The organism is Methanoculleus sp. UBA291, from assembly GCF_002499755.1.
In the GTDB taxonomy this organism is placed as follows: domain Archaea; phylum Halobacteriota; class Methanomicrobia; order Methanomicrobiales; family Methanoculleaceae; genus Methanoculleus; species Methanoculleus palmolei.
The window spans coordinates 13145-35776 of record NZ_DANC01000052.1 but is presented as its reverse complement, the minus strand read 5'-3'; the positions used below and the strand labels follow the sequence as shown (position 1 = coordinate 35776).

General features: G+C 61.1%; 23 protein-coding genes. 11 read left to right on the top strand and 12 right to left on the bottom strand.

Annotated elements, in window-relative coordinates; translation table 11 throughout:
- Positions 1 to 71 precede the first annotated feature (71 nt).
- From BP737_RS12255 to BP737_RS12220, 8 genes are all read right to left on the bottom strand, one after another.
- The gene (locus tag BP737_RS12255; RefSeq protein WP_292409633.1) at positions 72 to 800 is read right to left on the bottom strand and encodes a DUF1673 family protein; all 729 of its coding nucleotides are present in this window, start codon (positions 798 to 800) and stop codon (positions 72 to 74) included.
- On the bottom strand, positions 797 to 1501 hold the full coding sequence (locus BP737_RS12250; protein WP_292409631.1) for a hypothetical protein: 705 nt from the start codon (positions 1499 to 1501) through the stop codon (positions 797 to 799). Before BP737_RS12250 ends, BP737_RS12255 begins: the two co-directional genes overlap by 4 nt.
- A complete protein-coding gene (locus BP737_RS12245; RefSeq protein ID WP_342686223.1) occupies positions 1501 to 2238 on the bottom strand; it encodes a hypothetical protein in 738 nt (245 codons plus the stop codon). The genes BP737_RS12250 and BP737_RS12245 overlap by 1 nt, the downstream gene beginning before the upstream one ends.
- Complete coding sequence (locus BP737_RS12240) at positions 2235 to 2714, bottom strand: hypothetical protein (RefSeq protein WP_292409627.1); 480 nt, start codon at positions 2712 to 2714, stop codon at positions 2235 to 2237. The genes BP737_RS12245 and BP737_RS12240 overlap by 4 nt, the downstream gene beginning before the upstream one ends.
- Positions 2711 to 3442 carry a hypothetical protein gene (locus tag BP737_RS12235; protein ID WP_292409625.1) on the bottom strand — a complete coding sequence of 244 codons (732 nt, stop codon included), beginning with the start codon at positions 3440 to 3442 and terminating at the stop codon, positions 2711 to 2713. Before BP737_RS12235 ends, BP737_RS12240 begins: the two co-directional genes overlap by 4 nt.
- A complete protein-coding gene (locus tag BP737_RS12230; protein WP_292409623.1) occupies positions 3433 to 4047 on the bottom strand; it encodes a DUF1673 family protein in 615 nt (204 codons plus the stop codon). Before BP737_RS12230 ends, BP737_RS12235 begins: the two co-directional genes overlap by 10 nt.
- Entirely contained in the window at positions 4044 to 4421 is a 378-nt protein-coding gene (locus BP737_RS12225; protein ID WP_292409622.1) for a hypothetical protein, read from the bottom strand. The genes BP737_RS12230 and BP737_RS12225 overlap by 4 nt, the downstream gene beginning before the upstream one ends.
- A 225-nt stretch (positions 4422 to 4646) precedes the next feature.
- Entirely contained in the window at positions 4647 to 5093 is a 447-nt protein-coding gene (locus tag BP737_RS12220) for a hypothetical protein (protein ID WP_292409619.1), read from the bottom strand.
- A 213-nt stretch (positions 5094 to 5306) separates the two neighbouring features.
- Here BP737_RS12220 and BP737_RS12215 point away from each other — a divergent pair, with 213 nt between their 5' ends.
- From BP737_RS12215 to BP737_RS12205, 3 genes are all read left to right on the top strand, one after another.
- Positions 5307 to 5975 (top strand): DUF169 domain-containing protein, encoded by a 669-nt coding sequence (locus BP737_RS12215; protein WP_292409617.1) that lies wholly within the window; start codon positions 5307 to 5309, stop codon positions 5973 to 5975.
- A 574-nt stretch (positions 5976 to 6549) separates the two neighbouring features.
- Positions 6550 to 9042, top strand: coding sequence for a PAS domain S-box protein (locus BP737_RS12210; protein ID WP_292409615.1), 2493 nt, complete (start codon positions 6550 to 6552; stop codon positions 9040 to 9042).
- A gap of 166 nt (positions 9043 to 9208) precedes the next feature.
- Positions 9209 to 10294, top strand: a complete 1086-nt coding sequence (locus BP737_RS12205) for an AI-2E family transporter (protein ID WP_292409613.1) — start codon at positions 9209 to 9211, stop codon at positions 10292 to 10294.
- A 485-nt stretch (positions 10295 to 10779) separates the two neighbouring features.
- Here BP737_RS12205 and BP737_RS12200 read toward each other — a convergent pair whose 3' ends face one another.
- Complete coding sequence (locus tag BP737_RS12200; protein WP_292409611.1) at positions 10780 to 11181, bottom strand: cupin domain-containing protein; 402 nt, start codon at positions 11179 to 11181, stop codon at positions 10780 to 10782.
- 213 nt (positions 11182 to 11394) lie between these two features.
- Here BP737_RS12200 and BP737_RS12195 point away from each other — a divergent pair, with 213 nt between their 5' ends.
- Positions 11395 to 11952 carry a DNA-3-methyladenine glycosylase gene (locus BP737_RS12195; RefSeq protein ID WP_292409609.1) on the top strand — a complete coding sequence of 186 codons (558 nt, stop codon included), beginning with the start codon at positions 11395 to 11397 and terminating at the stop codon, positions 11950 to 11952.
- Here the strand turns inward: BP737_RS12195 and BP737_RS12190 are convergent.
- Positions 11885 to 12805 carry an ATP-binding protein gene (locus tag BP737_RS12190; protein WP_292409607.1) on the bottom strand — a complete coding sequence of 307 codons (921 nt, stop codon included), beginning with the start codon at positions 12803 to 12805 and terminating at the stop codon, positions 11885 to 11887. The genes BP737_RS12195 and BP737_RS12190 overlap by 68 nt on opposite strands.
- Positions 12806 to 12939: 134 nt before the next feature.
- On the opposite strand from BP737_RS12190, the gene BP737_RS12185 reads away from it, so the two are divergent.
- Positions 12940 to 14250 carry a condensation domain-containing protein gene (locus BP737_RS12185; RefSeq protein WP_292409605.1) on the top strand — a complete coding sequence of 437 codons (1311 nt, stop codon included), beginning with the start codon at positions 12940 to 12942 and terminating at the stop codon, positions 14248 to 14250.
- 114 nt (positions 14251 to 14364) lie between these two features.
- Positions 14365 to 14853, top strand: a complete 489-nt coding sequence (locus tag BP737_RS12180) for an SAM-dependent methyltransferase (RefSeq protein WP_292409603.1) — start codon at positions 14365 to 14367, stop codon at positions 14851 to 14853.
- Positions 14854 to 15059: 206 nt separating this feature from the next.
- On the opposite strand, the gene BP737_RS12175 is transcribed toward BP737_RS12180, so the two are convergent.
- Positions 15060 to 15242 carry a hypothetical protein gene (locus BP737_RS12175; RefSeq protein ID WP_292409602.1) on the bottom strand — a complete coding sequence of 61 codons (183 nt, stop codon included), beginning with the start codon at positions 15240 to 15242 and terminating at the stop codon, positions 15060 to 15062.
- A 35-nt stretch (positions 15243 to 15277) separates the two neighbouring features.
- On the opposite strand from BP737_RS12175, the gene BP737_RS12170 reads away from it, so the two are divergent.
- The 4 genes from BP737_RS12170 to BP737_RS12155 all read left to right on the top strand — a co-directional run bounded on the left by BP737_RS12170 (position 15278) and on the right by BP737_RS12155 (position 19024).
- Positions 15278 to 15661, top strand: coding sequence for a hypothetical protein (locus tag BP737_RS12170; protein WP_292409600.1), 384 nt, complete (start codon positions 15278 to 15280; stop codon positions 15659 to 15661).
- 159 nt (positions 15662 to 15820) lie between these two features.
- A complete protein-coding gene (locus BP737_RS12165; RefSeq protein ID WP_292409598.1) occupies positions 15821 to 17365 on the top strand; it encodes a radical SAM/SPASM domain-containing protein in 1545 nt (514 codons plus the stop codon).
- Positions 17352 to 17840, top strand: coding sequence for an AsnC family transcriptional regulator (locus BP737_RS12160; RefSeq protein ID WP_292409596.1), 489 nt, complete (start codon positions 17352 to 17354; stop codon positions 17838 to 17840). The genes BP737_RS12165 and BP737_RS12160 overlap by 14 nt, the downstream gene beginning before the upstream one ends.
- The gene (locus BP737_RS12155; protein WP_292409594.1) at positions 17837 to 19024 is read left to right on the top strand and encodes a radical SAM/SPASM domain-containing protein; all 1188 of its coding nucleotides are present in this window, start codon (positions 17837 to 17839) and stop codon (positions 19022 to 19024) included. Before BP737_RS12160 ends, BP737_RS12155 begins: the two co-directional genes overlap by 4 nt.
- A 21-nt stretch (positions 19025 to 19045) precedes the next feature.
- Here BP737_RS12155 and BP737_RS12150 read toward each other — a convergent pair whose 3' ends face one another.
- Complete coding sequence (locus tag BP737_RS12150) at positions 19046 to 20503, bottom strand: catalase (protein WP_342686222.1); 1458 nt, start codon at positions 20501 to 20503, stop codon at positions 19046 to 19048.
- A 567-nt stretch (positions 20504 to 21070) separates the two neighbouring features.
- On the opposite strand from BP737_RS12150, the gene BP737_RS12145 reads away from it, so the two are divergent.
- Positions 21071 to 22153 (top strand): ABC transporter substrate-binding protein, encoded by a 1083-nt coding sequence (locus BP737_RS12145; protein WP_292409588.1) that lies wholly within the window; start codon positions 21071 to 21073, stop codon positions 22151 to 22153.
- The last annotated feature ends 479 nt before the right edge of the window (positions 22154 to 22632 follow it).

The window sequence follows — 22632 nt, the reverse complement described above, 5'->3', positions numbered from 1 at the left end:
TATTCGGTGTAGGGTCCATTGAATGTCGCTACCGTGTACATTGGGCTGTTCTCTTCAAAAGGTATGCTCCGTCATCGCGGGGCGCCGAACAGCACGGCCAGCCTCTTCGGGTCATCCGTGTAGACGTGGAGGAACCCTGCGGGCTCCAGCCTCACCCTGAGATGGCCGGGATACCGCAGGCTGACCAGGGAGCGATAGAGCAACTCCAGCATAAACACCGCAAAGCCGACCTCAAAGAAGACCTGGAAGACGAATTCGGGGTCGACAGCCTGGGCGTCCGGATACCGCATCCACCCAACCCCTGCCCTGACGAAGAATACCCCCGCATACGTGAGGACCAGGAGCAGGGCAAACGCCCGGCGAAGAACGGGAGGATACGCCTTTATCATCACGACCGACCTGAAGGCATCCTTTCCGAAGGCGAGCGGCCGGGAACGCGATCTTCGGACGATGACGGAATTCTCGGACGACTCAATCACGGTCCCCTTTGTATCGTGATAGAGGTGCACCGCGGCATACGTCATAAAGGAGAGACCCATGAGAATAGAGAACCCGGGACGCAACGCGGGTATCAGGAGGCCTGCCACGAAGAGCCCGCCGAAGACGAGAATCGAGATCGGTAAGAACCAGGGACTGACGTAATCCACGAATACGCCCTCCGCCATTTCCCGGCTGCCTTCTCTCGCCGCGGTCTCGATCTTGCCGTCCGGCACGGCATACCGCTTCCGGTCGATTCCGGCCGCCGCTGCATTCGGGCACCAGCCGAGTTTCTTTCTGAGATACTCCACAAAGATTATCATCGGGAAACCTCCAGCGTCCGGGCTATCCGTTCGGGGTCGTCCGTGTAGATGGCGGCAATCTTCTTCTCTGCGGTCGTTATCGTCAGGGTCTGCGGGTAATGTGCCCGCGCATAGGTGCGGTAGAAGATCACCAGGAAAAAGATCGCGGCGGCAAACCCGAAGATAAACCGCATGGAAGCCGGGTTGGAGAATCCGCTGTATATGCTGCCGGCCGCCGAAACGAGAAGCGCCGTCAGAGCCGCCGCGAAGATCCAGGAGGGGACGGGGGGTTTGTTCTCTCTCACCTCCGCCTTCACGACGGCATCCTTCGGGATAACGATTGGCCGGAAGAACGGGCGCCGAATCACGATGATGCCGCGAGCGATCTCGATACTGGCTTTTTGTACGACTCCATACAACTCCACCCCGGAATATGCGGCGAGTATTATCGCCAGCAGAAGACGGCCCCCTGCTTGAGGCAGAACGAAGAAGCACCCGATGAGAAGAGCGCCGGCAACGAGCAGCACGAGGTAGATTCCCGGAGTGCCGATAGGGCCGTAGTCCACAAGGACACCCTCCACTACCTCCCGTTCTCCGCCCGCCGCGGTCCTGGTCCCGAACGCGGCCTCCGGCACAGCATACCGCCTCCGGTCGATTCCGGTGGCGGCCGCATTCGGGCACCAGCCGAGCCTCTTCCGGATATACTCCAGAAATATCGCCATCAGGAAACCTCCAGTACCTGGGCTACCCGTTCGGGGTCGTCCGTGTAGACGTGGAGGTACCCGGCGGGCTCCAGCTTCACCCTGAGATGGCCGGGATACCGCAGGCTGACCAGGGAGCGACAGAGCAACTCCAGCATAAACACCATGAAGCCGACCAAATAGAAGGCGTGGAAGATAAAATCGGGGTCGGCCGGGCTGCCCGGATACCGCATCGCCCCGATCCACACCATGCCGTAGAATACCCCCACATACATGAAAATCAAGAGCAACGCGGACACCCAGCGGGGTATGGGCAGGTAAGGTTGTTTCACCTCGACCGATCTGACGGCATCTTTTCCGAAGACGAGGAGGCGAGTACGCGATCTCCGGACAACGACCGAACCCCCGGATGACTCTATTTCAGCCTTTTTCGTATCGAGATAGAGACGCACCACGGCATACGCCATAAAGAAGAGGCCTGTGAAAGCATAGAATCCGGGACGCAGGGAGGGGATCAGGAAGCCCACCACGAAGAGCACGAAAAAACCGCCGAAAACAAGAATCAACAGCGGTAAGAAACGGGGACCGATGTAATCCACGAATACGCCCTCCACCGCCTCGCGTCTGCCTTCTCTCGCTGCTCCGATCCCGACCTCGCCGGCCGGCGTGGCATACCGGCGCCGGACGGTTCCGGCCGCTGCTGCGTTCGGGCACCAGCCCATCCACCTCCGTATCGCTTCAGCGAATCTCAGCATCATGCGGATGCCTCCCCGCCGAAGTTTGCGCGGTAGATCTCCTTGCGGTGGAAGAGGTAGATCGCCATGATGATGATCCCGCCGACAAGCGTCGCCGCCCCCCAAGTTAACGGCTGCCAGGTGACGATATCGCCGAAAAGCGTCTCCTTCTCGAACTTGTCCCCGGCACGGATGCTCTGCGCGTCGTAATACACGACGACTGCGGAGAGGATGATGAGGATCGGGAGGAACTCACGGTCGTACACGACCGGAAGAAGCCAGGCCAGAGCAATGAGGATCAGCAGCATGTTGTCCTGGTAGCCGCCCCGATCGGCGCCTGCGGCGCCGGCGAGCTCCGGGCCGGGGTTTGGTTCCGGGCTCCTTCCCTTCCACGCATCCCCGTAGCCCGCTTGTGCGCTCGTGCGCTTGATCGGTTCGACGGCGCCGGCATTCGGGCACCAGCCGAGCTTCTTCCGGATATACTCCATGAAGACCGTCATCCGGCCACCCCCAGCGTTCGGACTACCCGTTCGGGGTCATCGGTGTAGATCACAGCAATCCTCTTCTTCGTGGTCGTTATCGCCAGGGCCTGCGGGTAGCGGGTCCGCACGTAGGTGCGGTAGAAGAGCGCCGGAAAGAGGACTGCGGCGGCAAGCCCGAAGAGAAACCGCATTGAGGCCGGGTTTCCAAACCCGGTGTATACGCTGCCGGCCGCCGAAGTGAAGAGCGCTGCCAGCGCTACCACGAGGAGCCAGAGGGGGACGGGGAGTTTGTTCTCTCCCACCTCCGCCTTCTCGATGGCATCCCTCGGGATGACGAGCGGCCGGAAGAGCGTCCGATTGATGGTGATGACGTCGTGGGCGATATCGATACGGGCTCTTCGTACGGTCCCATACAACTCCAGAGCGGCGCAACCCAGTGCGATAGCCAGCAGAAGGAGGCCTCCTGCCGGAAACATAACAGAGGTTGTCGGAACCGTAACGAGGGTTGCCGGAGTCATGGCAAAGAAACATCCAATGAAACAGGCACTGGCAAGGAGCAGCAGAAAGAGCCTTCCCGGAGTGCCGATCGAGCCGTAATCCACCAGTGCACCCTCCACCACCTCCCGGCCGCCTTCTTTCGCCGTCTCGACCTCTACCTCAAGCGCGGCACACCGTCTGCCGGTCATTGCCGCATTCGGGCACCAGCCCATCAACCTCCGTATCGCTTCAGCAAACCTCAACGCCATATGAGTTCGCCCTCCGTTGCCGTATCCAGGGTATATACCGACCCCCACTCCGCGATCATGACCGCCTGGTGCCGCCGCTCCCAGAGGATCGTGAGGCCGAACCAGACCCAGCAGATGAGACTCACGCCCAGCATGATCCCGAGAAGTCGGTCGAACAACCCTCCCAGGACAAGATACGCCATACCGGCGGCGACGAGAACGGCGGCCGCCGGCATCCTCAGGTGCTGGACAACGCGCTGTCTTCGGCTCATGTTCTCTCTGCGGAACTCGCCGGCGGCAACCCGCGCATACCGGGAGCGGTAACTGAGCAGAGAGCCGAAGAGCGCCCCTATCCCGACGGCAAGGCCCGTCCACATGGCGAGGTGCCCCGAAGCATCCCCGAACAGGATAACGAGCGCCGCTGTCGCCGCCGATGCACCCAGCGCCGCGACGAGCAGCTGGTTGTGGTGGCGATGCCACCATCCGGTGCCGGCCCGGAAGGAACCGTCCTGCCCGCCCGGTATCGTGGTCGTCGTCGTCAGCGCCGCGAGATCCATCCGCACCGATCCTGCCATGGGGCACCAGCCCATCAGCCTCCGTATCGCCCTGGTGACCTTCAGCATCATGCGCTTTCGCCCTCCGCTGTCGTATCCAGGGTGTACATCGATCCCTTCTCTGCGATCAGGGTTGTGCAGTGTCCCCGCTCCCAGAGAATCGTGACACCGTACTGAGCCCAGCCGACGAGGCTCAAGGCCAGCGTGAACCTGATGATCCAGCCGGGCATGCCGCTCAGGACAAAATAACCCATAAAGGCCACGAGGAGAACGGTGGCCACCGGCATGCTCAGGCGCCGGACGATGCGCTGTCTTTTAGTCATGTTGGCCTCGATGAACTCGCCGGCAACAATCCGTGCGTACTGCTTCCGGTAAGCAAGCAGGAAGCCGAGGACCGCTCCCGCCCCGATGGAAATACCCCAACACGACCGGATACCCTGAAACATCCTCGACCAGGAGAAAAGCTACCGCTGCCGCCGCCGAGAAGGCTACCGCCGTAACCAGCACCCGGTTGTGGTAGCGGCTCCACCGCCCGGGCCCGGTTCGGGAGAGCCCGGCCCTCCTGCCCGGCACCGCGGCTGTTTTCGTCCACCGCACCGGCGGGTCCGTCCGCATCGACCCCGCTCCAGGGCACCACCCGAGATAGGCCCATATCGCCTCTATGAACGGCATCATACGAGCTTCCGGAGTTTCGCGAAGAGTTCTTCGGCCATCCGCGTGGGGTCGCCGGTCTTTTCAAGCGCGATACCCAGTTCGTCCGCGTAGTCCCAGAGGAGCTCGATGCACCGGGTGTATCGCGGGCATGCGCCGCAGTCGCCCTCGTGCTCGTACCAGACCTGCACACCGCGGTCTGCCGATATAAACACGACTGCGTTCACGTTGAACGGGACGGAACGCCCGAAAAGGACTCCTTTCTCCGCGTTCAGGCTCTCAACGTCGATCTGGTTTGCATGCGCCATCTCTAGAAGCGTCTTCTCGACTTTCCGGTCCATGGCAAGCAGCGCCTTCGAGACCGCCTGGCGGGATATGCTGAAGCGATCTGCGATACTGACGTTAGGGAGGCCGTTGCGGCGGAGTTTCCAGAACATAAACTGCCTATCGTTCAGGGGAAGAGGCATGTGTCAATAGTCATTGGTTGACATTATATACTTTATGATCTGCCCTTCTCCGGACCCGCCGTCCGGGAAGCGGATCAGAAGATTCTTCCCCGTCACCCCGGAAAAGGTCTGTATGGACATGGAACTGCGTGAGGCCTACATCCGGTTCCATGAGCAGTACTTCCCCGGGACGGAACTCCGATCACGTTCGAGGTCGGGGGCAGGACCGACGGGGTGGAGCGGGCCTCCGTCCCGAAGGGCTGGAGGTGCTTTGTCTGCGACCTTGTCAGGGTGAGAAAAGGGACGGGCCTCGTCTTTTCCGAAGACTCGATCGGGTGCCGCGGGGGGAGGTTCTACCTTGGCTACGACGCCGAGCGGTTTCCCGATTTCCGTTACTTCCTCTCCTACGGAAAACCCGGCGTTATCGAAGGAGAACGCTACAAGCAGACGCCGGAGATCGTGGACGAACTCGACCGGGGGACTGCCCGGATGCCTGCGACGGGAAAGCACATCGTCTTCAAGCGCTGGGACCGGCTCACGGATGCGGACAGCCCGGACGCCGTGGTCTTCTTCGCGCGGCCTGAGGTGTTTTCCGGCCTCTTCACGCTCGCAAACTTCGATAGAGCCGACCCGAACGGCGTCGTCTGCCCGTTCGGAGCCGGGTGCAGCTCGGTCTTCTACTACCCCCGGCTTGAGCAGCAGAACGAGAACCCGAGAGCCGTGCTCGGGATGTTCGACCCGTCGGCACGGTCCTGTGTCCCGTCCGACGTCTTGACGATGGCTTTCCCCATGAAGAAGTTTGCAAAGGTAGTCGGCTATATGGAAGAGAGTTTTCTCACGACCGGGTCCTGGGATACGGTGATGAAGAAGATTATTCGAAGCAACGCGCTGAATTCACCCTGAACATGGACCGGAGTTGCCGTATTTCCGGCAACTATCGGTCACCGGGCCGGCGATACTATCGGTTCGGTCTCTGCCGGGGAGTGCCGTTGGCCCGGCTGCAGAATAATGGGACAATCCCAAAATTTATCCATTGATTTATAGGTGATAATTTATAAAAATTTCCTCTTATACTTCTTTATTGGTCCTTACGTCAGGAAACATGCATGTCTGTGAGTTGCCTGATATTAAAGGGCAATTCCGGTAAATCTTTCATAAATGTGAGGATATAGATCAGAATCTTCCTGATGATTTCGGGATTGGCGCGGTGCTGACCAGAGGAATAATATACCACTGCTGATGGTATTTACTATTGAGTTGCAGTGGCACGGAAGGAATCATGACGTGCTCGCCATACAGCAGAAGGACGCCTCTCTAAAGAGCAGGTCCGTACGACGCCCGAGGGTGATGAAGATCAGGTCCGCCGAAATGGGAGCCCGAGAGTGATATGGCCGATGAGATTTCCCGTGCGGTTGATGCAGATTTCCCGGGATACTCGTCCGCTCGCCGATGCATCATTTAGAGGAGACTCTCGATTTTGACATTGAATTACGAATCGCTCAGAAAGATGGCGGAAACGATCAAGTCTCTAGAGAACCTGATCGCGTGCGCGAACGTCCCCATCATCGTCTGGGATGCGGCGCTCAGGATCACCCTGTTCAACAACGCCTCCGAGCGGCTGACAGGTCGTGCCGCTCACGCGGTCCTCGGTCAGTCTCCGGCCATTCTCTTCCCCGAAGACAGACAAGAAGAGTTGATGGATCTTGTCCGGAAGGTGACCGCCGGGGAGTGGTGGAAATCCGTTGAAATTCCTATATTCACGGTAGATGGTGAGATCAGGACCGTCCTGTGGAACACTGTTGCCGTATATGATAGCGTTCAAAATACGGTCTCTTCGGTCATCGCACAGGGGCAGGATATTACCGAGCGTAAGCGGGCCGAGGGGGGACTGCAGATATTACGCGACGAACTGGAGATGCGCGTCCTGGAAAGCACCCGGGCACTCCTGGAGTCCGACAAGACCCTGCAGGCTGAGATCGCCGGGCGCGTTCGGGCAGAGGAGGCGACGAGGGCGGAGCGGAAACGTCTCTATGACATCCTGGAGGTGCTGCCGGTGTACGTGACGCTGCTGTCGCCGGACTATCGCGTGCCTTTTGCCAACCGCTTTTTTCGGGAACGGTTCGGCGAGCCCGGGAGCCGGCGCTGCTTCGAGCACCTTTTTTCACGCACGGAGCCCTGTGAGAACTGCGAGTCTTACCATGTCATGAAGGCAAAGGAGCCTCACCACCGGGAATGGACCGGTCCGGACAACCGCGACTACGAGATCTTTGATTTTCCCTTCACCGGCACCGATGGCTCTTCCTTCATTCTGAAGGTGGGCATCGACGTCACCAGGCGCAAGCGTGCCGAGGATGCCCTGCGGAAGTTAAACGAGACGCTCGAGCAGCGTGTCATTGAGCGTACGGACGAACTCGCGAAGGCCAGCGTCATCCTCACCGCCATCACCGAGAACACGCCGGCGCCCATCTACGTTACCGACCGTCTGGGCCGTTTTGTGATGTGCAATCCTGCCATGCTCAGAGTGATCGGCCGATCCGCCGGCGAAGCGCTTGGACGGTCGGCGATTGAACTCCTCGGCCCGGAGGCGGGCGGCCCCCTCATGACCAACGATCGACTCATTATGGAGACCGGGGCTACTGAGACCTTTGATGAAACGATCAGCGGCCGAATCTTCTTTTTCACAAAGACGCCCCTGCGGGGCGCGGGGGGAGACGTCACCGGGGCCATTGCCGTCGGAACGGAGATCACGGAGTTAAAGCAGGCTGAAGCGCAGACGCAGGAACTTCTGGAACGGTTGCAGCGGTTCGCCGAAGAGATGGAGGTCCAGAATGAAGAACTGCAGCGCACCACCGAGCAACTCCAGCAGAAAGGGGACGAATTGGCTCGCCTCAACCGGGTCTTGCAGGAAAGTGAGGCACATTTCCGCTCTCTCATAGAGAATGTATCGGATATTATCGTGCTCCTCGATAAAAAGGGGTGCATCACCTATACGAGCCCTTCAATCAAGCGGATTGGAGGCTACGACCCTGCCGATCTCATCGGTCGGAGCCTGCTCGACCTGGCACATCCCGACGATGTGCCGAAGGCGGTGGAAGCGATGAGAACCGGAGCGGCCCGGTCTTCGGCGAGACTCAACTTTGAGGTCAGGATTCGCGACATTGCCGGGCGATGGGTATTCCTCGACGTCACGGGCGCGAGCCTGCTCCGGGAGGGGAACGATTGTGGTTTCATCATGAACGCACGCGACATCACCGATAGAAAACGGGTCGAAGAGGAGCGGAACAGGCTGGTGGCCAGTCTTGAAAAGGCGCACAGGGAGGCAAACCTCTATCTCGACATCATGACCCACGATATCCGGAACGCGAATAATGTCTCCAGCATCTACGCCGATCTCATGCTCGACCTGCTTGAGGGTACCGAGAAGGTTTACGCTCAAAAACTCCGCGACAGCATCGTGCGGAGCACTGAGATCCTCATTAATGTGGCGACGATCCGACGAATTCATACTGAATCGGCGGTATTTGTACCGATCGATCTCAGCGCCGTTGTCGGGGAGGAGATCCGGAATTTCCGTGGAGTATCGATACGAATGGAGGTCCCACCGTTCAGGGTCCTGGCAGATAGCCTCCTGTCGACGGTTTTTACGAATCTCATCAGCAATGCCGTGAAGTTCGGCGGACTGGACGTGGAGATCGTCGTTCGGGCGGAGGAGCGGGACGGCGGGGTGCTGGTCTCGGTGGAAGATAACGGGCCGGGTATTCCGGACGACCTCAAAAGAAAACTCTTTCAGCGGTTCGAACGGGGGAAAGCCCTGGGAAAAGGGGAAGGACTCGGACTCTTCATCTGCAGAACGCTCGCCGAACGCTACGGAGGGCGGATCTGGATCGAGGACCGCGTGCCGGGATGCCCGGATAAAGGAGCGGCGTTCCGATTCGTACTCAAAAAGGCGGAGCAGGACCAAAAAGGTTGATTTTGCCGATGGTCTTCCGCAGGGCCCTCCTCTGCACGCGGCGGCATCCCCGCGCAGCGGGAGGTTCAGCGCTCCCGGTCGGTCGCATCATTCGGATTGGAGCGGGAGACCCTCCGGGACATTTCGCGGCATTGATATAGTTCCCGCGAAAAACACCTCCCCCGGGATGGCAGACACTCCAGTTCTTTCCCGGTCCGCGAGCACCGTGTTCTTTCTCGCTGTAGCGGTATTTCTCATCATCGGCATCAGGGCGATCTCGTATATCGCCACCATCATCGTCGTATCGCTGATCCTCACCATGATCGCATATCCCGCGGTGAAAGCGCTCCGGTCACGGGGACTGTCGGGGACCGCCGCCGTCGGTGCGGTCACCGTCGCCGCATGTCTTGCAGTCCTGCTCATCTGCTATCTTGTCTTCTTCTCGTTCGAAAGCCTGATCTCGGCGCTCCCCCTTTACCAGCGGGAGTTGACCGTCAGGCTCTCAGAACTTCTTGCCGTCTTAGAACGGTTCGGATTCAGCACGGGCTCGTTCTCCCCCTCTTCAATCGACCTGCAGCGGGTTGTCGGGCTCCTCTCTTCATCGGCCATAGGCCTCGCAGACCTCCTCCTCTATCTCTTCTTCATAGCGGTGACGACCATCTTCATGCTCCTTGAGGCCCCCCGGGTGCCCGCCCGCATACGGAGCATTACGGATCGATCCGAGAGTGTCGAGGCCTTCTCCCGCATGAGTAAGTATCTGATCGACTTCGTCATCGTCAGAACCGAGGCAAACCTCGTCCACGGTTTTCTTTTCGGTGCGTTCCTCTGGGTCATGGGGGTGCATGGAGCGGTTCTCTGGGGCGTGCTGACGTTTCTGCTCGCATACATCCCCTACATCGGTCTCATCATCGCGGCGCTCCCGGCGCTCTTCTTCGCCTGGCTGCAGTACGGGCTCTGGGGCGTGGTTCTGGTGATCGCCGCAGTTGTCGTCTTAAACGCACTGGTAGAGAACCCGATATTCGCACATTTCGCGTCGAGACGTTTTGACATCCCTGCTCTCGTCGTCATTCTCTCGGTCATATTCTGGGGATGGGCTCTCGGAGTCGCCGGAATGATCTTTGCCGTTCCGCTTACCCTTATCGTCCTGATGGCCGTCCAGTTCAGCGACGATTGGGCCTGGATGAATACGGTCCTGGGAGTCGACCATCTCTTTAAGGGTGAGCAGAAGCCCCGGACCGCGAGCAAGGAGACCGGGGCGCCGACGGCGAGATGAGAGGGCGGCCCGGACATGTTGCGGCGCCGGAAGGTTGATGCCTGCTTTGCGCACCTCGCGCATGAGATCGTCTGGAACCTCCGGAACGCACAGGGTCACGGGTATTTTCCCTTGCAGGGTGAGGGATTCTCGCACTGCACCTATCGGTGCTCAGGTTCGCTTGCGCTCACGTTCCCGGGTTCCCTCGCACCCAACGGTGCCCGTGCGATCCCACCGCGGTCCACTGCGGGCATGCCCGGTGAAGGATCAGGTTCCGGGCTATCCCTGTATGGACGAGCCCGGAAGACACACAGGGTCTGGCACCGGTCCCCCTGGAGATGGATGACGGGGATCGGAAGGGTATTTCAACAGCGTAAAACGTCTTTTCCGCATTCTTCAAGCCCGATCTCCTCCTGGCGGGTCCCTCAACGTCGGACGTTGCCGTCCACGACTCCGGCTTGCTCGCCGGCAGCAATCGCCAAAAAAAGATAGGATGTTTCGAAGAGTTACTCGGTCGGCTTTCCGTCGTAATGCTCTTCCTGTGCCATGGCCTCCGCGCGGGTCTTCCGGACGACCTTGTCCTGGTGCTCCGGCGGGGAGTAGATCGTATAGAGTTTGAGATCGGCGGCCTTTGAGGTGTTGACGACGTTGTGCCTTGCGCCGCTCGGTACGATCACGGCGCTGCCGTCTTTGACCGCGTGCTTGACGCCGTCGATCACAACAACTCCTTCCCCTTTCTCGAACCGGAAGAACTGGTCGACGGTGTCATGCACTTCCTCGCCGATCTCCTCGCCGGGCTTGAGGCTCATCAGCACGAGCTGGCTGAACTTCCCCGTATAGAGGACTCTGCGGAAATCGGTGTTCTTTACAGTCTCAGTCTCGATGTCTGCCACAAATCCTTTCTTCATATTCACAACCTCTCTGTTACCGGGGTCGATTAGCAAATGGTGTTAACGGTTCAATGTGAGGCGCCGCAACTATTTCATCGTATTGATCCCGGCATGACCACTCCCGACCCGGCCCCTTTATTCAAAATCTTGATGGGATGAGGGAAGAGACCTTTCAGGGAAAAACCCGGGACCCTCATGATCCTATCACCTGCATTCTATGAACGAGATACCGTGACCGTCGCAAAGGACCTGCTGGGATGCCTGCTTGTTCACCGGGACGGGGCGGGGACGACGATGGGCTGGATCGTCGAGGATGAGGCCTATCTCCGGGGGGACCCGGCGGCCCACTCGTTCCGGGGAGAGACAAAGAGAAATTGCGTTATGTTCGGTCCGGCCGGCCATGCCTACATCTATCGGATCTATGGTCTGCACCTCTGCGTCAATGTCGTGACCGGAGAGGAAGGAGCGGGTGAGGCGGTCCTGATCCGTGCGCTCGAACCGGCCGCCGGGATCGACCGGATGCAGGTAAGGCGCGGGATCGACGACCCGGTCTCTCTTGCGAGCGGCCCGGGAAAACTGACGCAGGCGCTCGGCATCACCATGGACCTCAACGGCAGTTCCCTCCTTGACGGCCCCCTGCAGGTCTGGTCGCCCGGGAGCCTCCCCGGACGCCGACCGGAGGGAATGCCCGGGGAGGTGGTGCAGACGACCCGGGTAGGGATCACGAAGGCGGCGGACCTCCCCCTCCGGTTCTACCTGAAGGGGAGCCGGTACGTCTCGCGGCGGTGACGCCTCCGGGACCCCGGCGCCGGGGCCTGTTCCCCTCCGTCGCCCGGCCCTGCAGCGTTACGGTATATTCGGTCACCGGGATCTCTTTTCCCGCATGTCTCAGGGCCTCGTCCACGACAGAGCGCACCCCGCTACAGCAGGGCACCTCCATGTGCAGGACCGTGATCGACCGGATCGTGTGCCGCGAAAAGATCTCCGCAAGTTTGGTGACATACCCCCCGATGTCTGCATCCAGTTTCGGGCAGAAGACGAGCATGATCCTGCCCCGCAGGAACTCGCGGTGAAAATCCGCGTAGGCAAAGGGGACGCAGTCCCCGGAGACGAGGAGGTCCGCGTCGTCGAAGTAAGATGCCGCAGGGTTCACGAGCGTCAACTGGATCGGCCACTGCCTCAGTTCAGACTCCGTCCGCCCGGCACGCCCCTGATCGCCGGCCTCCTCTTCTCCTGGAAGGCTCCGCGCCACGGAACCCGGGCACGGCGCCGCAGGAGGCCGGGCGGCGTGCCGGGGAACCGGGATACCGTGCCCGGCGAGATACGCGACCGCCTGGCGGTAGAGTTTCTCCTCTCCGTGGCCAAGAAGGTGTTCAAGGTGCGCCCTGACGACGGCCTCCCCCTGGGGGACAATCTTTGCCATCACTGCCTCCTCGTCGTACGGCCCGGCCTCCCGCTCAACGACGCAGATCGCCCCCTCCGGGCACGCCCCGATACAGGCACCGAGTCCGTCGCAGAAGAGGTCGCTCACCAGCCGTGCCTTTCCCTCGATGATCTGGAGCGCTCCTTCCGGGCAGTCGGGTATGCAGAGCCCGCACCCGGTGCACTTCTCCTCGTTGATATCGATGATTTTTCTCTTCATCCGGGACTTCCTCCATCCGATAGATCGTAACCGGCCCCCGCTCAAAAACGTTTGCAACCCGGGGACGATCTCCCGGGTGCAGTATCGCGCCTCACAAGAAAGCAGTTATCCCTGAAAAAAAGATTTATATGGTAATGTCCTCATCACCGGTCCGTCGCCCTGCATCTACCTTCGATATCTTCAATGTTTATTTTGAGCGCATCTACGACCCGACGATGCACGTTGTCTTTGTATTCGACGGCGAACTCGACGACGAGGTCCTGAGGAAGGCGACGAAGCGGCTGATCGCGTCCGATCCCTACCTGCGGTCGAGGTTTGCAGAAACGGACGGCCTGCCCGTCTGGGAGGAGGTCCCGGAAGAATTGTGGGAGCGGGCGTTCGTCCTCGCCCCGCCCGGAGAAGATGAGAGTCGGCCCCTCAGCGAACCCCCGCCGCCGCTCGATCTCCGCTCCGGGCCGCAGGTGCGGGTCGGTCTCTACCGCCGGGCGGGAGGCGACATCCTCGTCGTCACCTGCCACCACGGCTTCTGCGACGCCCACGGCGCCACCGTCCTTGCACGAGACCTCTTTGCGACCTACCGGGGGATCATGGAGAACCCGGATTTTCGGCCGGTTTCCCGGAGACCTTACGACCGGAGCACGGACCGCGTCCTCGCGCTCTACTCTGAGGAGGAGCGGGAGCGCGCACTCGCCGCGGAAGAACCCTTCGTCGACCGGTGGCGCTTCCCGGTCGAACGGATGGGGAGGGGAACCCCCAGGATCGCCTCCCGGACGCTCTCTTCCGGACGACTCGGGCTCATAAAAGCGTTCGGCAAGCCACATGGGGCTACGGTGAACGATCTCCTCATCGTTGCGTTCTTCCTTGCCTTTATAAAGATCCGGAGCGATCCTGCGGACCTGGGAGCGCCCCGCTCTCTTCTGACATCCGCCGACCTGCGGAGGAAACACCCCGGTTGCCCGGGCAGGGACCTCCCGATGAATTTCTCCGTCTCCTATGAGGTCACCCTCATCGCAGAAGAGGGAGAGCGTCTGGAGGACCTCATCGACCAGGTAACGGCGATAACGGCCCGCCGTAAGGCAGGGGACCTCGGCCTCGCACCCATCCTCTTCTACGAAGGGATCATGGCGGGCGGGATGCCGGCGATGCGCGCGTTCTTTGACGAGATGATCGAGCGGTACCAAAAATCCGGCCTGAAAAACCCGGTCTTCTCCAATCTCGGGATCTTTGATCCCGGCGACTACCTCCCCGTTCCGGGGAAGAACGGCACGGACCTCGATCTCCTGGACGTCCGGTACCTCCCCTGCGTCTGCTGGCCGTATGGATTCCTGATGATTGCCTCCACCTTCCGCGACCGCCTGACGATCACGACGGCGTACGAAGAAGGGCCCTACTCGACGGCAGCCATGGAGCGTTTCCTCGAGTACGTGGATGAATTCCTCCCGTGAGGCGTGCAACTCTCCCCCGCGGGAGACTCATACCTTTTTTGCTGTTGCGCCCACCATTGCACGGATAGGGCGGTGCCGGGCCGAAGGTCGGGCATCGTACGGGAGAGCACTCATATGAATGCGCGCACGTTCAGCGTAAAGCCGGTCGGCATCGTGCATGCCGACGAAGGATCGTTCTTTATAGAGATAGCCGAACCGTTTCGGCCAGCCCTCCTGGGGCTTGACGGGTTTGGCCATATACTCGTGCTCTGGTGGTGCGATCGATCCGATACGGAGGAGTGCCGGAGCGAGACCACGTGCAGAAAACCTTACACAAAGGGCCCTGAGATGATCGGGATCTTCGCCACCCGGTCGCCGGTTCGGCCAAACCCGATCGCACTCTCGGCGGTCCCGGTGCTCGGCATCGATACCGCCGCAGGCATTATCAGGGTTCCATTCATCGATGCCGACGATCACACGCCGGTGCTGGACATCAAGCCCTACCTTCCGGCTACCGAGCGGGTCCGGGATGTGAATGTGCCTGCATGGTCGTCTCACTGGCCGCAGTGGTACGAAGACAATCGGGGGTTCGACTGGGCGGCGGAGTTCACGTTCGGGGAATGAGCGAGCATATGCCGGCCGGCGCAGCGTAACCTCCACCAAAATCACGGTAGATGACCGAGGAAATACGAATCCGGCGGTGAGCCGGCAGAGAAAGACGCTGCTACGACCGGATCGCGGAACCTCTGTGAGGTGGTCGGTATCCCTCCGACATCGGGGCTGCTCTCGCCGGCTCGATCATCGGCCTCCACCTCACCGGCCTCGACTTCTCAGGTGTGGGGCATTGAGGAGGGCGCGTACGCGATGCTCCAGGGGACCCGTCCGTAGACCCTTGCCTGCGGGATGTTTGACTCCCCCGTCGGTCTGGCCGCATGGATCATCGAGAAGTTCCGCCCATGGAGCGCCGGTGATCCCGGGCCGGTCTTCTTGAAGGACGACCTGCCGACCAACATTATGCTCTACCGGATCTGCGATTTTCCGGTCAAGGATGACCGGCAAGGGTCACCCTTCCGGGTCGTATGACCCGGACATGAGGATATCCCCGGTCACAGAGAGCCCCCTTAGCGGATTCCTGTATTCTGCAGCGATATACGACGAACACGTCTCCTTCGGGACCTACTCCCCGCACCCGAACGGACGCCTTCATACGCTCCGATACGAATTCCCGGAACGTCTATGCGTGATAGCGCGCTCCCTCAAATCGTCGGTTTGGCGACTTATAGTAGAAAGAGACAGGGCCGTCAGGTACCGCGAAGAGTGGGTCTCGCTCTCCCCGGAGGGTATCGGCCCGGTCCCGCTACGTGAGTATGCAGAGCGCACGCCGGAGGATATCCGGGCGTTTTTCCATCCGTTTCGTGAGGCGTCGGCGTAACGAAGCTGGTTCCCGGAAGGGAGCAATTTTTCCCGGGATCGGGTCGGCCCATCCAAAAGTTGAAGTCGGCGGCGACCAGAGATACGGAAGAATGCAGCACACGAAGAACGGGTACGGGACGGGCCGCTTCCGAAACACAGGGGCAGGCGGGGTGAACCCTTGATCTGCGCACCGGGAGGCCCTGCCCTGGTCTCGTGGAACGTCACCCTCCGCTGTCCGCTGAAGTGCGCCCACTGCTACGCGGACGCAGGCGAGAACGAAGCGGAGGGGGTGCTCTCGACCGATGAGGCGTTCTCGGTCATCGACCAGATAGCAGCGACCGGAAAACCCGTCGTCGTCCTCTCCGGCGGGGAACCCCTCCTGCGGGAGGACATCTTCGAGATCGCCCGGTACGGGACCGAGCGCGGGCTCGTGATGGCGATGGGCACGAGCGGCTACCTCCTCGATCACGAGACGGCAGAACGGCTCAGAGAGGCGGGAATCCGGTCGGTAGCGATCAGCATTGACTCGGTGGATTCACAGCGGCACGACGCGTTCCGCGGCGTTGCCGGGGTATGGGAGCGGGCGGTCGCGGCGATCAAGCACTGCCGCGACGCGGGGATCGACGTCCGGATCAACATGACGGTCATGCGTCCCCTCCTCGCCGACGTCGAGGCGGTCCTCGCCCTGGGTGAATCCCTCGGCGTACGTGACTATCAGGTCTTCTTCCCGGTGGAGACCGGGAGGGCACGCGGGCTTGGCGCAGGCAGCCCCGGCGAATATGAGACGCTGATCCGGGAGATTCTCGTCAGGTACCGGAAAAGCGATCTCCGGATTCGCCCGACGTGCGCCCCCCAGTTCCGCCGCATCGCAGACGAGGCTGGGATCGAGAACTCCGGGTGGAGCCGGGGGTGTCTGGCCGCCATCAGTTACTGCCGGATCTATGCGACCGGGGAGGTGACGCCCTGCCCCTACCTGCCGGTGAGTGCGGGCAACGTCCGCACCACCCCGTTCCACGAAATCTGGTACAACTCCGACCTATTTTCAGCTCTGCGCGATCCGGACCGGCTCACCGGGAAGTGCGGGCGGTGCGACTACCGGACAACCTGCGGGGGGTGCAGGGCGCGGGCGTACCGCGGGGCCGATACCGTCCCCGCCCGGTGGTGCGACGGTCTCCTGCGGCCGGACGACCCCTGCGGAGAGGTCTCGCGCGAGGACCCGTGGTGCCGGTACGAGCCCCGGAGCATCGACCGGACCGACCTCGCGATCCTCGATGCCCTCCAGGACGACCTCCCCCTGGTGCCCCGCCCGTGGGCCGCCATCGCGGCGCCCCTCGGGATCACGGAGAACGAACTTTTGGCACGGATGCAAAGGCTGCACGTCTCGGGCATTCTCCGCAACGTCTCGCCGGTCTTTGAATCACGCCGGTTTGGGCTTGCCACCGCGTCCCTGATCGCGCTCCGCGTGCCGGAGGACCGGGTGCGGGAAGTGGCCGGGATCGTCAACGGCTACCCGGAGGTCTCGCACAACTTCCGGCGGGACCATCCCTACGCCCTCTGGTTCACCCTCGCCGCCCCGACAGAGGATCGGCTCGACGAGGTGCTCGCGGATATCCTTGCCCGAACGGGCATCTCCGGGGAGGATGTGCTCAACCTCCCCACCGTGCAGGCCTATAAAATTGACGTCCGTTTCCGTCTCTTCGAGGAGGACCATGGACCCGATTGATGCCGGCCTTCTTGCAGAACTTGAGAAAGGGGTGCCTACGGTCAGTGAACCGTTCTCCGAGATTGGAAGACGGCTCGGCATCCCGGGGGAGGAGGCGCTCGCGCGGACCCGCCGCCTCCACGACGCGGGGGTGATCCGGAAGATCCGGGCGCGGATAAACCAGCGGCTCGTCGGGATCACGGCAAACGCCCTCGTTGCGTGGCGGCCGCCCGCGGAATGGGACGAAGAGGCGTTTTCCCGGTTCGCGTCCAGTCCCGGGATCTCCCACTGCTATCTGCGCCGACCGGTGCCGGGGAGGTGGGAGTACGTCCTTTATACCGTGCACCACGGCAGGAGTCGCGAGGAGGTGCTCCGCGCGGTCGAGGAGATTGCACGGGCGGCCGGGTGCGGGGAGTATCTCGTGCTCTTCAGCACCGAGGAGTTCAAGAGAGTGCCGAATGTACGTATCGGCGAGAATGGAGGTGACCTGCCATGAACAGGATTACACAGTGTATGCATGGACGGGGCACGGTCAGCGGCGTCATGCGTCACCAGAACCGCCCTCTTTCCGAGATGCCGGGGAAATACCTCGCGTTCGCGCGGGATTACAGGCCGGTCGTCTTCTGGAACCTCACCGACCGGTGCAACCTCGCCTGCGCCCACTGCTACAGCAGGTCCGGGCCGGCCTGCGGGACGGAGGAAGAACTCTCGACCGGTGAGGCCCTCACGCTCATCGAAGACTTTGCCGCAGCGGGCGTGCCGCTCATCCTTTTTTCCGGCGGCGAACCCCTGCTCCGCGAGGACCTACCGGAACTCGCACGCGCGGCGGCGAACCGGGGGATCAGGACTGCTCTCAGCACGAACGGCACCCTGATCACCGCCGACGCCGCCCGGATGATCCGGGACTGCCGGATCGGGTACGTCGGGATATCCCTCGACGGTGCGGGACCGGAGACCCACGACGCGTTCCGGGGAACGGCCGGTGCGTTTGAACGGGCGATGGAGGGGTTTGCCCGGTGCCGGGAAGCCGGCATCCGGACCGGCCTCCGGGTCACCCTGACGAATGCGAACCGGGGAGAACTCGAAGCCCTGATCGACCTCGCGGCGGCGCTCGGCGCCTCCCGGTTCTGCCTCTACTGGCTTGTGCCCAGCGGGCGGGGGGGCGACGCCTACGACCGTCTCCAGGTGGGGCCGGAGGAGGTGGACGGGGCGCTCACCCTCCTTTACCGGAGGGCGTTGGAGACCGATCCTGGGTCCATGGAGTTCCTCACCGTCGACGCCCCGCAGGACTGCGTCCATCTGCTCCGCGCTATGGAGCGGGACGGGTCCTCCGACGTTGCTGAGGCGGAAGCACTCGTCCGGTCCCTGAACGGGGGGTGCAGCGCGGGCAGGCGGGTGGCGAACATCGATCCGCAGGGAAACGTCTACCCCTGCCAGTTTGCCCGTGCGCGCGAGTTCCTCGTCGGCAACGTCCGGGAGCAGCCGTTCTCCCGGATATGGCAGGAGGCGGAAAACCCGGTTCTCTCCCGGTTCAGGGCCGTTCCAAGGGAACTCGCGGGGAAGTGCGGAAAGTGCGGATACCGCGACCTCTGCGGTGGGGGCTGCCGGGTGCGGGCGTATGCGGCCGGCGGGGACCATGCTTCGGAAGACCCGTTCTGCTTCGTCGATACCGGCCGGTAAAAAGAGAGTGAGCGGCGGGCGCTACTCCACGCGGTCGAGCGGGATGCCGAGCGCCTCCGCAACGCCTTTCCCGTAGGCCGGGTCGGCCTTCAGGCAGTTTCCGATGTGCCGGATCTTGATGAACTCGGGCGCATCTCCCATGGCGCGGGCGGTGTTCTCGAAGAGGACCTGCTGCTCGCCCGGGCTCATCAGGCGGAAGAGTTTACCAGGCTGGGTATAGTAGTCGGAGTCGTCCTCGCGGAAGTTCCAGGCTCCCGCCGCGCCGGAGATCTCGAGGGGCGGCTCCCGGTATTCCGGCTGCTCCTGCCATTCGCCGAAACTGTTCGGTTCGTAGCCGACGGCGGCGCCGGCGTTGCCGTCCACCCGCATCTGACCGTCGCGGTGGGAGGGGTTCGCAAAACACTTCGGGCGGTTGACCGGGATCTGGTGGTGATTGACGCCCAGGCGGTAACGCTGCGCGTCCCCGTAGGCGAAGAGACGCCCCTGCAGCATCTTATCGGGCGAGAACCCGATGCCCGGCACCACGGCGGCGGGGTTGAACGCGGCCTGCTCCACATCCTGGAAGTAGTTCTCGGGGTTTCTGTTCAGTTCGAGCACGCCCACCTCGATCAGCGGGTACTCACCATGGTACCAGACCTTGGTCAGGTCGAAGGGGTTGTAGGGCATCTTCTTCGCCTGTTTTTCAGTCATCACCTGGATGTACATCGTCCAGCGGGGGAAGTCGCCCCGTTCGATGCTCTCGAAGAGGTCGCGCTGGTGGCTCTCGCGGTCTTTGGCGACGATCGCCTCGGCCTCCTGGTCGGTCAGGTTCTTGATGCCCTGCTGGGTCCGCAGGTGGAATTTAACCCAGACGCGCTCGTTTTTTGCGTTGATCATGCTGAACGCATGGCTGCCGAAACCGTGCATGTGGCGGTAGGAGAGGGGGATCCCGCGGTCGCTCATGGTGATGGTCACCTGATGGAGCGCCTCCGGAAGGGAAGTCCAGAAGTCCCAGTTGCTGGTTGCAGAGCGCATGTTCGTCCTCGGATCGCGTTTTATGGCGCGGTTGAGGTCAGGGAATTTGTGGGGGTCGCGTATGAAGAAGACGGGGGTGTTGTTGCCGACCAGGTCCCAGTTTCCTTCCTCGGTATAGAACCGCATGGCAAAACCGCGGATGTCGCGCTCTGCATCGGCTGCACCGCGCTCACCGGCGACCGTCGAGAAGCGCACGAAGACCTCGGTCTCCTTGCCCACCTCAGAGAAGAGTTTTGCCTTGGTGAACCGGGTGATGTCGTGGGTGACGGTGAACTTGCCGAAAGCGCCGGAGCCCTTGGCATGCATACGCCGCTCCGGGATCACCTCCCGGTCGAAGTGAGCGAGTTTCTCCTGGTACCAGACGTCCTGCATCAGCATGGGGCCGCGGGGACCTGCGGTCACGGCGTTCTGATTGTCCGGCACGGGTGCGCCGGCGGCGGTGGTCAGTTTCTTTTTATTCTCCATGATCTACTCCTCGTTTCTCTGTGCTCGTTGAATGAGGCAGGGTGGGGAAATCCCTTTAATGTAGACTTTATCTCCGTTCATTTAAATCTTCCCGGACAAGCGTCCGCCGGAGCGGCAGGGCGATCCCGGTCCCGGCGGCTACGGAGGGAAAGGGTCGTTTGCGGAGGAGACTCCGGAAGGGAAACCGTTTTCTCCCGATAGTGGACGCAGGGAGAGTGTCAACAGGCGGACCAGCGCCCGATACCCCGTGATCCGGCAGTTTGCGCCTCCGGTGTTCAGGTCCCCGGGCGTTCCGGTATCCTGCCTGATCTGCCATGGGAGGGCCGGCCGCTCGCTCCGGGTTGCTCACAAATATTGCCGCAATCTATGCGTCTTCATGAAGGATTCAGCGGGTTTTACCATTTACTCCATGTATTTATCATCTTTTTACAAAGCAGTAGTCAGCGCTTCACCGTTCCGGACATGGACCGTACGCCGGAAGATGCGCCAGGACTACCTGAGTTCCACCACGCAGGGTTCGGGCATACCCTTGTTTCGGAAACAAACGTGATGAGCTGGAGGACTTGAATGGAAAAAAAACAAATTTACATCGGTCTCGCGGTTATCGTCGTTGTGATCATTGCAGGTGTCGCGATCTTCTGGTCACAGGGGGGGCAGGCAGCACCTGCAGCAGACCCGGTGACCTCAGCCGAACTAAAGACCCTCAGGGTGGGCTATCTCCCGAACAACGGCGGGACGCTGATCTTCGTTGCGCAGGAGAAGGGCTTCTTCAGGGAGCAGGGCCTCAACGTGGAACTCTCGTCGTTCACGAACAGCGCCGAAGGTGTTAACGCAATCATCTCCAAAAAACTCGATACCGGTGGATTCGGGGTTGCCCCTCTTGTCTTCATCGCAAAGGGTGCAGACCTCACCGTATACGGCGGACAGATGGGTGCCGGAGCCGGAATCATCGTGAAGCCGGAGAATGCTCAATTGTATAACGATCTCTCCGATTACAAAGGAAAGACCGTCGCAACCGTCCGTATGTCGTCGGGGGACATCAACTTCCGGGGAGCGCTCCTGGACGCCGGGTTCGACCTGAAGAAAGATATCACCATCCAGGAACTGGAATCGGCCGCTGCGGTCACGGAAGCGGTGAAATCGGGCAAAGTCGATGTGGGGCTGACCTGGACGCCGTATATGGAGATCGCCAAGAAGCAGAACCTCCCGGTCGTTCTCTATACGGACGACTACTTCCCGAAACATCCCTGCTGCCGCATCTCGGCCCTCACCGAGACGCTGGAAAAGGACCGGGATACCTACGTGAAGTATGAGAAGGCGCTCATCAAAGCCTACCACTACTCAAAGACCAATCCGGAAGAGACCGTCGATGCGGTATTGAAGTACGTTCAGACCGATAGAGACGTCCTCACCGAGGCCATCAACTCTCCGCACTTCTACATCTCGCCGGACCCGAACACGAAGGGCATCCTGCACACCTACGACCTGCTTACGAGGATTAAGTATGTCGACACGACGACGGTCGACGTCAACGATCACATCAACACGTCCATCTACAAGGAGGCGCTCGACGAACTTATCAGGGAGAACCCTAACGAGACGTTCTACCAGGAGCTGAAAGCGGAATTTGCGACCCTGAACCCCTCGTAACGGGAAAGATCATCCTGCAACTCTTTTTTCCGCTTCTTCAGCGATCTTTCACACCTCATCGAAAATATGCATGCCGTCAAAAGATTGAGATATCGGCCTGGCAGACCGGTTGCGTGATGTGGAGCCATCCCGATACTCTCCGGATCGACAATACATGAAGTCATCCCAGAAGTGTCTAGCGCTGAAGATTCATATCGTTCAGAGTATTTTGACACATCCTGGGAGGAATTAAGCAATTTTTGGTGTCAAATTGCTGACACGGCTTCCCTCCGGGTATCGCCACGCGGGGGAGGGGCCGGGAGGGGGATGGCCCCTTCGAAACTCTTCGAGTTTCTCAAGTGCCCGCCCTGTGGTCGGGCACCCTTCGCAGCCTCACGGTGCTCATGCACCCGGTTCGAAGACCAAAGGTCTTCTCAAGCTCCGGCCCTTCGGCCCGTCGCACCGTTCCGCCGGGTACACCTCCCGATCCCTCACTCGAA

Excerpts from the sequence above, each read along its gene's own strand:
- BP737_RS12255 (WP_292409633.1), bottom strand. The coding sequence starts at position 800 with ATGATAATCTTTGTGGAGTATCTCAGAAAGAAACTCGGCTGGTGCCCG.
- BP737_RS12250 (WP_292409631.1), bottom strand. The coding sequence starts at position 1,501 with ATGGCGATATTTCTGGAGTATATCCGGAAGAGGCTCGGCTGGTGCCCG.
- BP737_RS12245 (WP_342686223.1), bottom strand. The coding sequence starts at position 2,238 with ATGATGCTGAGATTCGCTGAAGCGATACGGAGGTGGATGGGCTGGTGC.
- BP737_RS12240 (WP_292409627.1), bottom strand. The coding sequence starts at position 2,714 with ATGACGGTCTTCATGGAGTATATCCGGAAGAAGCTCGGCTGGTGCCCG.
- BP737_RS12235 (WP_292409625.1), bottom strand. The coding sequence starts at position 3,442 with ATGGCGTTGAGGTTTGCTGAAGCGATACGGAGGTTGATGGGCTGGTGC.
- BP737_RS12230 (WP_292409623.1), bottom strand. The coding sequence starts at position 4,047 with ATGATGCTGAAGGTCACCAGGGCGATACGGAGGCTGATGGGCTGGTGC.
- BP737_RS12225 (WP_292409622.1), bottom strand. The coding sequence starts at position 4,421 with ATGTTTCAGGGTATCCGGTCGTGTTGGGGTATTTCCATCGGGGCGGGA.
- BP737_RS12220 (WP_292409619.1), bottom strand. The coding sequence starts at position 5,093 with ATGCCTCTTCCCCTGAACGATAGGCAGTTTATGTTCTGGAAACTCCGC.
- BP737_RS12205 (WP_292409613.1), top strand. The coding sequence starts at position 9,209 with ATGGCAGACACTCCAGTTCTTTCCCGGTCCGCGAGCACCGTGTTCTTT.
- BP737_RS12200 (WP_292409611.1), bottom strand. The coding sequence starts at position 11,181 with ATGAAGAAAGGATTTGTGGCAGACATCGAGACTGAGACTGTAAAGAAC.
- BP737_RS12190 (WP_292409607.1), bottom strand. The coding sequence starts at position 12,805 with ATGAAGAGAAAAATCATCGATATCAACGAGGAGAAGTGCACCGGGTGC.
- BP737_RS12185 (WP_292409605.1), top strand. The coding sequence starts at position 12,940 with ATGTCCTCATCACCGGTCCGTCGCCCTGCATCTACCTTCGATATCTTC.
- BP737_RS12180 (WP_292409603.1), top strand. The coding sequence starts at position 14,365 with ATGAATGCGCGCACGTTCAGCGTAAAGCCGGTCGGCATCGTGCATGCC.
- BP737_RS12175 (WP_292409602.1), bottom strand. The coding sequence starts at position 15,242 with ATGTTGGTCGGCAGGTCGTCCTTCAAGAAGACCGGCCCGGGATCACCG.
- BP737_RS12170 (WP_292409600.1), top strand. The coding sequence starts at position 15,278 with ATGACCGGCAAGGGTCACCCTTCCGGGTCGTATGACCCGGACATGAGG.
- BP737_RS12160 (WP_292409596.1), top strand. The coding sequence starts at position 17,352 with ATGGACCCGATTGATGCCGGCCTTCTTGCAGAACTTGAGAAAGGGGTG.
- BP737_RS12155 (WP_292409594.1), top strand. The coding sequence starts at position 17,837 with ATGAACAGGATTACACAGTGTATGCATGGACGGGGCACGGTCAGCGGC.
- BP737_RS12150 (WP_342686222.1), bottom strand. The coding sequence starts at position 20,503 with ATGGAGAATAAAAAGAAACTGACCACCGCCGCCGGCGCACCCGTGCCG.
- BP737_RS12145 (WP_292409588.1), top strand. The coding sequence starts at position 21,071 with ATGGAAAAAAAACAAATTTACATCGGTCTCGCGGTTATCGTCGTTGTG.